Source organism: Rhizobium sp. 42MFCr.1, assembly GCF_000377185.1.
Taxonomy (GTDB): domain Bacteria; phylum Pseudomonadota; class Alphaproteobacteria; order Rhizobiales; family Rhizobiaceae; genus Rhizobium; species Rhizobium altiplani.
Genome location: NZ_KB897824.1, coordinates 36,792 through 49,356, shown reverse-complemented (window position 1 = coordinate 49,356; position 12,565 = coordinate 36,792). Strand labels below are relative to the sequence as shown.

The 12,565-nt window shown below is 60.8% G+C and carries 10 protein-coding genes; 3 read left to right on the top strand and 7 right to left on the bottom strand.

All coding sequences use genetic code 11. The features are described from left to right. Window positions 1-15: 15 nt before the first annotated feature. From C934_RS0109490 to C934_RS0109475, 4 genes are all read right to left on the bottom strand, one after another. Window positions 16-846 (bottom strand): carbohydrate ABC transporter permease, encoded by an 831-nt coding sequence (locus C934_RS0109490; protein WP_026371704.1) that lies wholly within the window; start codon window positions 844-846, stop codon window positions 16-18. A gap of 1 nt (window position 847) precedes the next feature. Further along, on the bottom strand, window positions 848-1,720 hold the full coding sequence (locus C934_RS0109485; RefSeq protein ID WP_026371703.1) for a carbohydrate ABC transporter permease: 873 nt from the start codon (window positions 1,718-1,720) through the stop codon (window positions 848-850). Between the two features lie 135 nt (window positions 1,721-1,855). Continuing rightward, the gene (locus C934_RS0109480) at window positions 1,856-3,166 is read right to left on the bottom strand and encodes an ABC transporter substrate-binding protein (RefSeq protein WP_026371702.1); all 1,311 of its coding nucleotides are present in this window, start codon (window positions 3,164-3,166) and stop codon (window positions 1,856-1,858) included. 145 nt (window positions 3,167-3,311) lie between these two features. Further along, window positions 3,312-4,265: a sugar-binding transcriptional regulator gene (locus C934_RS0109475; protein ID WP_025658845.1), complete on the bottom strand. Its 954-nt coding sequence runs from the start codon at window positions 4,263-4,265 to the stop codon at window positions 3,312-3,314. 222 nt (window positions 4,266-4,487) lie between these two features. Between C934_RS0109475 and C934_RS0109470 the strand changes: the two genes are divergently transcribed. The 3 genes from C934_RS0109470 to C934_RS0109460 all read left to right on the top strand — a co-directional run bounded on the left by C934_RS0109470 (window position 4,488) and on the right by C934_RS0109460 (window position 7,474). Beyond that, window positions 4,488-5,141 carry a response regulator gene (locus C934_RS0109470; RefSeq protein ID WP_025658844.1) on the top strand — a complete coding sequence of 218 codons (654 nt, stop codon included), beginning with the start codon at window positions 4,488-4,490 and terminating at the stop codon, window positions 5,139-5,141. Window positions 5,142-5,143: 2 nt separating this feature from the next. Then, entirely contained in the window at window positions 5,144-6,478 is a 1,335-nt protein-coding gene (locus tag C934_RS0109465; protein WP_018856475.1) for a sensor histidine kinase, read from the top strand. Window positions 6,479-6,550: 72 nt separating this feature from the next. Next, on the top strand, window positions 6,551-7,474 hold the full coding sequence (locus C934_RS0109460) for an ROK family protein (RefSeq protein WP_018856474.1): 924 nt from the start codon (window positions 6,551-6,553) through the stop codon (window positions 7,472-7,474). A 44-nt stretch (window positions 7,475-7,518) separates the two neighbouring features. On the opposite strand, the gene C934_RS0109455 is transcribed toward C934_RS0109460, so the two are convergent. The 3 genes from C934_RS0109455 to C934_RS0109445 are packed head-to-tail and all read right to left on the bottom strand — an operon-like array spanning window position 7,519 to window position 12,492. Continuing rightward, a complete protein-coding gene (locus C934_RS0109455; RefSeq protein ID WP_026371701.1) occupies window positions 7,519-10,668 on the bottom strand; it encodes an efflux RND transporter permease subunit in 3,150 nt (1,049 codons plus the stop codon). Between the two features lie 26 nt (window positions 10,669-10,694). Next, window positions 10,695-11,831: an efflux RND transporter periplasmic adaptor subunit gene (locus C934_RS0109450; RefSeq protein ID WP_018856472.1), complete on the bottom strand. Its 1,137-nt coding sequence runs from the start codon at window positions 11,829-11,831 to the stop codon at window positions 10,695-10,697. Between the two features lie 52 nt (window positions 11,832-11,883). Then, window positions 11,884-12,492, bottom strand: coding sequence for a TetR family transcriptional regulator (locus C934_RS0109445; protein ID WP_025658840.1), 609 nt, complete (start codon window positions 12,490-12,492; stop codon window positions 11,884-11,886). Window positions 12,493-12,565: the final 73 nt, after the last annotated feature.

Here is a 12,565-nt window from a genome sequence, read left to right as displayed (position 1 = left end):
TCTCTCCGTAGTGTCTTATTTCACCGCGCCGAAGGTCAGGCCGCGGACGAGTTGTTTCTGCGAGAACCAGCCGAGGATCAGGATCGGGGCGATCGCCATGGTCGATGCTGCCGAAAGCTTGGCATAAAACAGGCCTTCGGGGCTGGAATAGGAAGCGATGAACGCCGTCAGTGGCGCTGCTTTCGAGGCAGTGAGGTTCAGAGTCCAGAAGGCTTCGTTCCAGGCAAGGATGATGTTGAGAAGCAGCGTCGATGCAATGCCCGGCACCGCCATCGGCGTAAGCACGTAGATGATCTCCTTGAAGAGCGAAGCACCATCCATGCGGGCCGCCTCAAGTATCTCGCCGGGGATTTCCTTGAAGTAGGTGTAGAGCATCCACACTATGATCGGCAGGTTGATCAAAGTGAGAATGATCACCAGACCGCTGCGGCTGTCGAGCAAGCCAAAATTTCTGAACATCAGGTAGATCGGGATGAGCGCCCCGACCGGCGGCATCATCTTCGTCGACAGCATCCACATCAAGACGTCCTTCGTCCGCTTGGTCGGCGAAAACGCCATCGCCCAGGCGGCCGGGATCGCGATGATCAGTCCGATCAGCGTCGAACCGAAGGAAATGATCACCGAGTTCATGAAGTGACTGAGGTAGTTCGAGCGGCTCTGCACTTCCGCGTAGCTCTCGGTCGTCCAGTGGAAGAACAGGAACTGCGGCGGCGAGGCGATGGCATCCGCTTCCGTCTTGAAGCTCGTCAGGAACGTCCAGAGGATCGGGAAGAAGATCAGGATGCCGAGCGCCCAGGCGACCGCCGTCATGACCATTTTGCGTCGAGTTGAGACCTTTCTAGCCATCTTAAGCCTCCAGATTCTTGCCAACAAGGCGCACGAGGAAGATCGCAACGATATTGGCAAGGATAACCGCGACGATACCACCCGCCGAGGCGCCGCCGATATCGAATTGCAGCAATGCCTGCGAATAGACGAGGAAGGTAAGGTTGGTGCTTTGCGTGCCAGGCCCGCCGTTCGTCGTCACCAGGATTTCGGCAAAGACGGAGAGCAGGAAGATCGTCTGGATCAGAATCACAACCGTGATGGCGCGGGCCATGTGCGGCAGGATGATGTAGAAGAATTTCGAGATCGCGCCGGCGCCGTCCATTTCGGCAGCTTCCTGCTGTTCTTCGTCCAGTGACTGAAGGGCGGTGAGCATGATCAGCGTCGCGAAAGGCAGCCACTGCCACGCGACGATCAGAATGATCGAGAAGAGCGGCGCGTTGGCAAGCCAGTCAAAGGGTTGCAATCCAAGCGCCTTGGCGAGATGTGCGAAGAGCCCGTTGACCGGGTTCATGAACATGTTCTTCCACACCAGAGCCGCAACCGTCGGCATCACGAAGAAGGGTGCGATCACCAGGATGCGAACGATCCCCTGCCCGTAGATATCCTGGTTCAGGAGCAGCGCAAACGCGATGCCGCCCACGACAGTGATCAGGAGCACGCCGAGCACCAGCAGCAACGTGTTGATCAAGGCGGCGATAAAGGCCGGGTCGGTCAGAAAATATTTGTAGTTCAGGAAGCCGACGAAGGTTTCCATGCCCGGGCTGAGCAGATTGTAATTCAGCAATGAGAAATAGATCGTCATCACGAGCGGGACGATCATCCACAGGAAGAGAAGCACAAGGGACGGTGCGATCATCATTCGCGCTGCGGAGCGGGTGTGTAACGTTGCCATGGCGATGACCGATCCTCTTCAAAAGGGCAGACGGCTGCAGGGCAGCTAAGAAAAAAGGGGCGCCGACGCAATTTGGGCATTCGGCGACCCAGATGGGCGGGGTCTCAACTCCCCCGCCTTCTCAGGAGGTTTTACCTATTTGATATAACCAGCCTTGGTCATTTCGCGGGTCGTCAGCTGCTGCGCACTCTGCAGTGCCTGGTCGACAGAAACCTGTCCTGCAAGAGCTGCGGAGAACTGCTGTCCGACGGCCGTGCCGATGCCCTGGAATTCAGGAATGGCGACAAACTGGACGCCGACATAAGGGACCGGCTTGACGGTCGGCTTTGTCGGGTCAGCCGCGTTGATGCTGTCGAGCGTCATCTTCGCGAAAGGCGCCGCCTTCTGGTAATCCGCGTTCGCATAGAGCGAGGAGCGGGTACCGGGAGGTGCATTCAGCCAGCCTTCCTTCTCGGCGACCAGGTTGGTGTAATCCTTGCTGGTTGCCCAGGCGACGAACTTCTCGGCCGCTTCGACCTTCTGCGAGCCTGCCGGGATGGCGAGGTTCCAGGCCCAGAGCCAGTTGCCGCGCTTGCCAAGGCCCTTGTCCGGAGCCAGAGCGAAGCCGACCTTGTCAGCCACGGTCGATTCCTTCGGGTTGCTGACGAAGGACGCAGCAACGGTCGCGTCGATCCACATGCCGCACTTGCCGGTCTGGAACAGCGCCAGGTTTTCGTTGAAGCCGTTCGACGAAGCACCGGGAGGTCCGGCGTCCTTCATCAGGTTGACGTAGAAGTTCAGCGTGTCCTTCCACTCCGGCTGATCGAACTGCGGCTTCCACTGCTCGTCGAACCAGCGGGCGCCGAAGGAGTTCGACATAGCCGTCAGGAAGGCCATGTTTTCGCCCCAGCCAGCCTTGCCGCGCAGGCAGATGCCGTAGATTTCCTTGTCCTTGTTGGTGATCTTCTTCGCGGCATCCGCGATGAAATCCCAGGTCGGCGCGTCAGGCATCTTCAGGCCGGCGGCGTCGAACAGGTCCTTGCGGTACATGACCATCGAGCTTTCGCCGTAGAACGGCGCTGCGTAGAGCTTGCCGTCGGTGGTCAGGCCGCTGCGGATTGCCGGCAGCAGGTCGTCGGTATCGTAGTTGGCGCCGAGATTGTCGAGTGGCAGCAGCCAACCCTGCTTTGCCCAGATCGGAACTTCATAGGTACCGATCGTCAGAACGTCGTACTGACCGCCCTTGGTTGCGATGTCGGTCGTAACCTTTTGGCGCAGGACGTTTTCTTCGAGCGTTACCCACTCGAGTTCAATACCGGGGTTCTTTGCTTTGAAGTCATCCGTCAGCTTCTGCATCCGGATCATGTCGCCGTTGTTCACGGTCGCGATGGTCAGCGTTTCGGCCGAAGCCATGCCGGCAAACGCCAGTGCTGAGCAGGCGCCCAGCAGGAGAGTTCTCAATGTCATATCTTCCTCCCAGAAGATGAGTGCGAGCATTCGCTTTGCTCATGAGCAATTACTCACCCGCAGGCAAAGAATGTCAATCACCATTCGTTGCTGCATCAGCGAACAATGGTGTTATCTAGCTGATTTTAAAGAAATAAATATTTGCTCATGCCTTGAGCAAATACTCGGCAGTATCCTCATCGGTGATCAGCGCGTTGATCTGATGGCCTATTACAGCAGCCTTGATCGCCTTGAACTTGCGCTTTCCCTTGCCGATTCCGATGACCGTCGACGACTCGCGTGAGGGAATCGAGGCCGAGGCTACCCGCTCGTTGATCGGGTTGTCGAGAAGCTTGCCCTCGCTGTCGAACACCCAGCCGCAGATCTCGCCGACGGCACCGTTGCGCATCAGCTCCATCATCTCGTCTTTCTCGAGAAATCCGTCGACGCAAAGCGGGCCGTCGATGCCGAGCTCGCCGATGCCGACGAACGTCACGTCCGCCTGCGCGCTGATCTCGAGTGTCGAGCGAACGAGCTGCTGGCCATGCAGGGTTTCCCGTTCCGCCGCCGACGTCACGAGAACCGGCAGCGGCATCGGGAAATGCCGCGCCTTCACCGCGTCGGCCATGCTGAAGATGACGTTGTAGTAGGCCGCCGAACCGTCGGGCGCGATGTTGCCGGTCAGCGATACGATGCGATGGTTGGGACATTCGATGGCGGGCAGTTGATCGACCGCCGCCTTCAACGTTCTCCCTGTGCCGACCGCCAGCACGATCGGATCCGGCCGCTTCAGCCAGCGCTCGATCTCCGCTGCGGCGGCCTCCGCGATGCCGACCGTCGCCGAACTGGAACCGGGATCGCTCGGGACGACCTCGACATGCTTCAGGTTGAACTTCTTGCGCACCGCATTGGCGAGTTCGAGGCAGGCAGCGATCGGATGGTCAAGCCGCACCTTGATCAGCCGTTCGGCGACCGCGAGCGACACCAGCCGTTGGGCCGACTGCCGGGAAATCCCCATGGAGGAAGCAATCTCATCCTGCGTTCGCCCCGCCACGTAGTAGAGCCATCCCGCACGCGCCGCGTCATCCAGCCGTCCCGAAGTCTCGGATTTTCGTACCATCAAGTCTCTACCATGCTGAAAGGGGCGGCCACCGCCGACGGGAAGATGTACATCGCGCCAAATCAAACCAGAATTCGGGCAAATGTCGAGTGCATTGAGAAATTGCACAGCCTATTTTGGCTTGGAGCTGGAGCCGGGTGCCATCTGCTTGTCATCTTTGTCGATCAAGCCTTGCTTGACCGAAGGTTGAACTGCGAGCTAACTGGCACCGAGGAAAAAACTGTGCGAATTCTGCTGGTTGAAGATGACAGGATGATTGGTGGAGCAGTGCGGGATCACGTCGCCGCTGCCAATCATGCCGTTGACTGGGTGCAAAATCTCGCCGATGCCGACGCCGCCGCTCGACCTGTCGATTACGGGCTGATCCTTCTCGATCTTCAGCTCCCGGATGGCAGCGGCGTCGAGTTTCTGCGCCGTCTTCGCGAAAGGGGCCTGAAAACGCCCGTCATCATATTAACCGCGCGCGATCAGATCTCGGATCGTATCGACGGACTGAACGCCGGCGCCGATGACTATCTCGTGAAGCCCTTCAATCTGGACGAGCTGGAAGCGCGCATCATGGCCGTCGCGCGCCGCTACGACGCCAATCCGCATCCGGTGATCCGCATTTCCGATATCGAGATCAACCGGCCACTGCATCAGCTCTCCGTGGCCGGCGAGCCGATCATCCTGACGAGCCGCGAGTGGGCGGTGCTCGACCTCCTGACGGCGCGCCCGGGCGCGATCGTTCCAAAGGACCGGATCGAGGAAGCGCTCTATGCATTCGGCTCCGAAATCGAAAGCAATACGGTCGAGGTATATGTGAGCCGCCTGCGCAAGAAAATCGGCAAGGACCGTATCCGCACGGCACGCGGCATCGGCTACACACTCGGATGAAAATGAAACGTGAACGCAGCATCACCGGCCCGTTGATCCTTGCCCTGACGACCGTATTGGTTGTCTCCTGGCTTGCAGCGATCGGCCTGAGTTTCCGCGTGATGCAGCATGAATTCGATGAAATTTTCGACGCTGCCCAGCAGGAGACGACCGAGCGCCTGCTGGCGCTTATCCTAGCCGAGCTGAACCAGGGCACAGATCGCGATCCACGCAACATGGCGATGTTCGACGCTGCCGCCAGACGCGAGTATTTGACCTATCAAGTGCGCGACGCCAGCGGCAAGGTCGTGTTGCATTCGAATGACGCTCCAGCCGAGCCGTTCGACGCGCCGCTGAGCACCGGCTTTCACGATACACCAACGGCCCGGATCTACACCGAAATGGCGGCCGACGGCTCGCTGTTCCTGCAGGTGGCCGACCGGTTCAAGAACCGGAACGAAGCCGCGCGCGAAAGCGCCGTGACGCTGCTTATCCCCCTGGCAGCACTGATTCCCGCCAGCATCTTTGCGATCTGGTTCGTCGTCGGGCGGGCGCTGCGGCCGATTGAGGCGCTCCGGCGAGACATCGGGACGAAGGACAGCGGCAACATGGTTGAGGTCGATGGCCAGAACCTGCCGGTCGAGCTTAGGCCGATCGCTCGATCGGTCAACCTCCTCCTCGGGCGCCTGCGAGCGGCCCTCGAAGCGGAGCGCGAATTCACCGCCAACAGTGCGCATGAGCTGAGAACGCCGATTGCCGGTGCGCTGGCACAGACCCAACGGCTTGCGGAAGAATTGCCGCCCGGCCCAACGCAGGATCGCGTAGAGCAGGTCGAAGCCTCATTGGTCAATCTCAGCCGGTTGGCGGAAAAGCTTCTGCAACTGTCACGCGCCGAGGCGGGTATCGGCGGGAGCTCGAGCCCGATCGACCTGCGTCCTGTCCTCGACATGGTCGTCACCGACTTCCAGCGCGACAGCCGTACGAACGGCAGGCTCAAGTATTCTGCTGCGCCCGATGCAAAGCTCGTCCGCAACGCCGACATGGATGCCTTCGGCATCGTCACGCGAAACCTGATCGAGAATGCCCTGATCCATGGCGATCCCGACCTGCCGGTCAATGTCAGTCTCGAAAGTGGCGGCATCATCCGTGTCGTCAACGGCGGGCCACCGATCCGCGAGGCCGAGATGGCGGGCCTGAAGAAGCGCTTCCGCCGCGGCAAGACGACAGCATCCGGTTCGGGCCTCGGGCTCGCCATCGCCGACCGTATCGTCTCCCAGATGGGCGGTACATTGGAATTGCGCTCCCCGCCAGCTGGCGAGAAAGCCGGCTTCGAAGCCAAGATGACCCTGCCTGCCTGACCCGGATTTGGCTTGCAAAACCCGCGGAAGGGTGCGAGCAGACGCAGAGGCCATCCAACCAGCAGAACCCGAATGATCATCTCTTTCGACATCGGCGGCTCCGCCATCAAGGGCGGAGTGGCGCACTCCGAAGCCGACATCACGCCGCTCGGCCGGCGTCCCACCCCCAAGGACGATTTTGCCGCATTCGTCGACACGCTGCGTGCCATCATCGCGGAAACCGGCGAGCAACCGACACGCCTGGCCTTCTCGATCGCCGGCGTCGTCGATCCGGATACGCAGCGGCTGACCTGCGCCAATATTCCCTGTATCCACGGCCGCAACCTCGCCGCTGATCTCGAGGCCGAACTTGGCCTGCCCGTCCTGATTGCAAATGACGCGGATTGTTTCGCTATGGCGGAAGCCGATCTCGGCGCCGGGCGCGGCCACCGCATCGTTCTGGGCGCCATTCTCGGAACCGGCGTCGGCGGTGGCGTCGTCGCAGATGGCCGGCTGATCAATGCCGCGGGCGGCTTTGCTGGCGAATGGGGTCATGGCCCGGCGCTGGCATCTCATGCCGGCAATCCGCCGGTTGCCATTCCGGCCTTTCCCTGCGGCTGCGGCCAGACGGGCTGCGTCGATACGGTCGGCGGCGCCCGCGGCCTCGAGCGGCTGCACAAAACGCTGCATGAAATCGACCTGTCCAGCCAGGAGATCATCGATGATTGGCTGAAGGCTGAGGCCAAGGCGGCTCGCACCATCGATGTCTTCGTCGACCTCGTCGCCTCGCCACTCGCCCTGACGGTGAATATCACGGGTGCCACCATCGTGCCCGTCGGCGGCGGTCTTTCGAATGTCGAAGAGCTGCTTGCGGAGCTGGACAAGGCTGTCCGTCAGCGCATCCTGCGCAAATTCGATCGCCCGCTCGTGGTCCGCAGCGAATGCCGCGTCGAGCCGGGCCTGATCGGCGCCGCACTGCTCGGCTTGAAAGCGGAAGCCGCGGAAACCACGGTCTGACTAACGAAAATGGCGCGGTTCTCACCGCGCCATCGTCTTTCCCGTCATTCGGCCGCCAGGGCCGGCGGGTGCATTTCCTCCGCGTCTTCAGGTGCGTTGCCGTTTGCGACACCGTCCTTGGCCGCAGCTGCTTTCGGCTCCTTGCCGAAGAAGAGGGCGTAAGCGGCGGGCAGCACCAGGATTGTCAGCACCGTCGCGACAAGGATGCCGCCCATCATCGCATAGGCGAGCGGACCCCAGAAAACGCCGCGCGAGATCGGGATCAGCGCCAGGACAGCCGTCAGCGCCGTCAGCATGATCGGGCGGAACCGCCGCACGGCAGCACCGACGATCGCTTCCTGCCTGTTCATCCCCGCCTTGATGTCCTGGTCGATCTGGTCGACGAGGATAATCGAGTTGCGGATGATGATGCCGAGCAGCGCGATGACGCCGAGGATGGCGACAAAGCCGAACGGAGCGCCCGATATCAGCAGGGCCGCAGCCGCACCGATGATCCCGAGCGGACCGGTCGCCAGCACCAGCATCGCCTTGCCGAAGTGCTGCAGCTGCGCCATCAGCAAGAGGACGATGACGACGAGCATGATCGGTGCCTTGGCCGCGATCGAGGCTTGGCTTTCGGCGGAATCTTCCGCGCCACCCTGGATCTCGATCTTGTAACCGGCCGGCAGGCTGTCTCGTAGCGGCTGCATGTCGGCATACATCTTCATAACTACGTCGTTCGACTGGACGCCATCCGGCAATGTTGCACGAACGCTGATCGTCGGCAGACGGTTGCGCCGCCATTCGATCCCCTGCTCCAGAACGGGCACCACCTTGGCAACCTGGGAGACTGGGACGAAGCCGCCGAAGTCCGTCGGCACGTAGACCGAGTTGACGGCCGACAACAGCGAGCGATTGGTTTCCGGCTCACGGGCGACGATCGACACCGTCTCCTCGCCGTCACGGAAATCATCGAGCGGGGCGCCGGAGACAGCCGTTTGCAGCATCTGGCGAACACGCTGCGACGTAACGCCAAGCGCACGGGCACGGTCCTGATCGATCACCAGCTTCATCGCCGGCACCGGCTCCAGCCAGTCGTCGTGGATCGCACCGAGTTGCGGATTGGCTTCAAACTTCGCCTTCACCTCGTCGGCGATTCTGCGGACTTCCTGACGATCCGGTCCCATGATGCGCATCTGCACCGGCCAGCCCGTCGGCGGGCCAAGGAACAGACGATCGACCTTGCCTCTGATATCAGGGAAGTCTTCCGCAAGGATGGTCCGCAGCTTGACAATCAACCGCTCGCGCGCCGGCTCGTCGTTTGCCATGACGAGAAGCTGCGCGAAGTTCGGATTGCGGAGCTGCTGGTCGAGCGGCAGGAAGAAGCGCGGGGCGCCCTCGCCGATGTAGGTGGCGACGAACTTCTTGTCCTTGTCATCCATGATCTTGGCTTCGAGCGCTTTTGCCTGCGTCTCGACTTCCTTGATGCTGGTGCCCTCTGGCAGCCAGAGATCAACAAGGATTTCCGGGCGCGAAGATTGCGGGAAGAAGTTCTGCGGGATGAACTGGAACGCCCAAAGGCTGGTCGCAAAGGTCACCAGCGTCATGGCAATGACGATCATGCGATGGCGCACCGCCCAGCTGACCGTCGCTCTCAGGCGATGATAAAACCGCGTGTCGAAGGCATCGTGATGCTCGCCCGCATGGTGGCGCTGCTTCAGGATCATGTAGCCGAGCCATGGCGTGAAATAGACCGCCACGAACCATGAGACAACCAGCGCAATGCCGACCACGTAGAACAGCGTACGCACATATTCGCCGGCGGTCGACGCCGCAAAGCCGACCGGGATGAAGCCCGCGGTGGTAATCAGCGTGCCGGTCAGCATCGGGAAGGCGGTCGAGGAGTAGGCAAAACTGGCCGCTTCGATCTTTACAAGGCCTTCCTCTAGCTTTCGCTCCATCAGCTCGACGACGATCATGGCATCGTCCACGAGTAGGCCGAGCGCGATGATGAGTGCGCCGAGCGAAATGCGCTGCAGATCGATGCCGAACTCGTACATGATGGCGAAGGTCGCTGCCAGCACGAGCGGGATGGCGATGGCGATAACGAGACCCGAGCGCCAGCCGATCGACAGGAAGGAGACGATCAGCACGATGATCAGGGCCTCGCCAAGCGCATGCATGAACTCGCTGATCGCATCGGTGACGACGTCGGGCTGGTTGGAGATCTGGTCGACGGCGACACCGTAGGGCAGTGATCCCGCGAACCGCTCGTAGGTCGATTCGACATCCTTGCCGACATCGGTGACCTTGAAGCCCTTGGCCATGACGACGCCGACCTGGACGCTTTCATGCCCGTTGAAGCGATACTTGCGCTGATAGGGATCCTCGAGGCCCGAATAGACGGTAGCTATATCGCCAAGACGCGTGACCTGATTGCCGGCCTTTAGCCGCAGTTCGCGGATGTCCTCGGCCTTCGTTACGTCGCCTTCGACGGAAATCCGCACCGAACGTGTGCCGGTGTCGACGGAGCCGGCCGGATCGACGCTGTTCTGTCCCTTGATCGCGTTCTGCAGGTCGAGCACGGTCAGTCCGCGTTCGGCCAGAGCCTTCGAGGATACGTCGATGTAGATCTTCTCTGGCTGATCGCCGATGATGACAGCCTTCTCAACGCCCGGCGTCGTCAGAAGCATGTCACGCGCCTGGATGGCGAATTTCTTCAGCTCCGGATAGCTGTAACCTTCGCCGCTGATCGAATGCAGCGTGATGTAGGTATCGCCGAACTCATCGTTGAAATAGGGTCCAAGCAGCCCTTCGGGCAACTCGCTGGAAATGTCGCCGACCTTCTTGCGCACCTGGTAGAAGGCGTCAGCGACCTGCTGGCTGTTGGTATCGCCCTTCACCTGCAGGGTGATGATGGCGCTGCCGGCCCGCGTGTAGGATTTCACCCAATCGATATGCGGCGTTTCCTGGAGCTTGCGCTCGATCTTGTTGACGACCTGGTCTTCCATCTCCTGGATGGAGGCGCCCGGCCAGATGGCCTGCACGACCATGACGCGGAAGGTGAAGTCCGGGTCTTCCTTCTGGCCCATGCGCATCAAGCCAAGGACGCCGGTGATCAGGATCAGGCCGAACAGGAAGCGTGCAATGCTCGGATGGCCGATCGCCCAGCGTGACAGGTTGAAGGGGCGCTTTTCGGCGTTGGAGTTGTCCATGGTCATAATCCTCTCCTGACCAGGCCTTAACGGATGACGTCGCCGGTTTCGGCCTGCGCCGACTGCTGTTCGGGCAGCTTGACCTTCAGGTTCTCGGCCATGAACTGCGTGCCGGCCGCGACGACGAGGTCGCCGGTTTTCAGGCCGTCGGCGACGTGGACGCCAGCGCCGGTGAAGTCCGCAACCTTGATTTCGCGGGCATGGACGGTCGATGCATTGCGATCGACGATCCAGACGATCTTCTTTCCATCCTTCTCGGCGAGCGCGCTGAGCGGAATGGCGACGTTGGTCTCGGCATTGCCAACGGCGGCCTCGATCGTCGCCGTCATGCCGAGCAGCACGCGATCGTCGTTCGGAAGGCTGACGCGGACCGAGAAGGTGCGCGACTGCGCATCGGCACTGCCGGAAACCTCACGCACATTGCCATCGAGCACGAGCTTGTTGTCCGACCAGAAGCTGGCCTTGACGGTCTTGCCGGGTTTGAACTGCGCGATGTCGTTCTCCGGAACGGCGATCTGCACTTCCTTCTCGCCATCAAGCGCGACGGTCGCGACAGGCGTGCCAGCCGCGACGACCGCGCCTGTGTCGGCGCTGATCGAGGTAACGATGCCACTACGGTCGGCCTTCAATTCGGTATAGGCGACCTGGTTCCTAGCCTGGTCGACCGACGACGCCGCGGCATCGCGCGTCGAGACGGCCTGATCATAGCTAAGGGCTGCCTGCTCCATCTGCGATTTCGCCGTGACACTCTTGTCGAACAGTTGCTGCGCGCGTTTGTTGGCGAGATCAGCGGTTGCCACGCCCTTTTCGGCGGCGGCGAGGTTCGCCTCGGCGGTCTTGACCGCCAGTTGATAGTCCGTCGGGTCGATTTGGGCGAGCAGATCGCCCGGCTTGACGCGATCGCCGATGTTGACACGGCGGTCGGTGATCTTGCCGGCGACCCGGAAGCCGAGGTTCATCTCGACACGAGCCTTCACTGCACCGGAATAGTCCAGCGCGCGGGTATCGCCGGCCTCGGCAATCTCCACGACCTTTACCGGCCGGATGACCTCTTTCGTCTCGGCTTTCTTCTCGTCGCTGCATCCGGATACGGCAAGTGCGACGGCGCCGAGGAGCGCGAGACTGACTACGGACGGCAACTGAACTCTCTTCAGCGAAATCATCTTTCGCACTCCTGAAATCGGCTATCGGTTGATTTGCGGCCCTTGCCGCGAATTATTTCTTTAGCGCCCTGATCGAGAACTCGACCAGTTCGTCGACGGTGGCGCGGTTGGTCTTGGCAAGACATTGCGCCACCATCTGCGGATGACAGAGGCTGATTGTTGCAGCCCCGAAGCAGCGGGACGCGACATCCGCGTCCTGCTCGGCAAACTCGCCGGCAGCGATCCCCTCACGGATCACATCGGCGAGCAATTCATGAATACTGTCGATATGCCTTTCGATGACGTGCCAGTCGCGCTCGATGGCGACGATGACCATCTCATGCACTTTTTCCTGATCGAGCATGGTGTCGACCGTAATCTGATACTGGCCCTGCACAAAACGTCGCAGCCGGTCGGAAGCGCTGATCGGCAGGTGGCAGACGTCGTACGCCATCTGGTAGCTGTGAACCAGCATACGGCCACAGATCGCCTGGTGGATCTCCACCTTCGAGGCGAAGAAGCGATAGACGTTGGCCGGCGACATGCCGAGATCACGAGCGATGTCTGCCACCGTCGTCTTCGAATACCCGTAATGACGGAAAAGCCGCTCGGCAGCGTCGAGAATGCGGGTCACATTCTCCTGGCGGGTTATTTCGATCGTGTTTTCCGCAGCATCGTTAATCAATTTTGCGCACTCACTTACGACTGACGATTTTTGAATTTCGTCAGTCGTAAGACATCATTCGTAATTTGTC

Coding starts and splice junctions, on each gene's coding strand:
- C934_RS0109455 (WP_026371701.1), bottom strand. CDS start 10,668: ATGGACAACTCCAACGCCGAAAAGCGCCCCTTCAACCTGTCACGCTGG.
- C934_RS0109450 (WP_018856472.1), bottom strand. CDS start 11,831: ATGATTTCGCTGAAGAGAGTTCAGTTGCCGTCCGTAGTCAGTCTCGCG.
- C934_RS0109480 (WP_026371702.1), bottom strand. CDS start 3,166: ATGACATTGAGAACTCTCCTGCTGGGCGCCTGCTCAGCACTGGCGTTT.
- C934_RS0109465 (WP_018856475.1), top strand. CDS start 5,144: ATGAAACGTGAACGCAGCATCACCGGCCCGTTGATCCTTGCCCTGACG.
- C934_RS0109460 (WP_018856474.1), top strand. CDS start 6,551: ATGATCATCTCTTTCGACATCGGCGGCTCCGCCATCAAGGGCGGAGTG.
- C934_RS0109485 (WP_026371703.1), bottom strand. CDS start 1,720: ATGGCAACGTTACACACCCGCTCCGCAGCGCGAATGATGATCGCACCG.
- C934_RS0109475 (WP_025658845.1), bottom strand. CDS start 4,265: ATGGTACGAAAATCCGAGACTTCGGGACGGCTGGATGACGCGGCGCGT.
- C934_RS0109490 (WP_026371704.1), bottom strand. CDS start 846: ATGGCTAGAAAGGTCTCAACTCGACGCAAAATGGTCATGACGGCGGTC.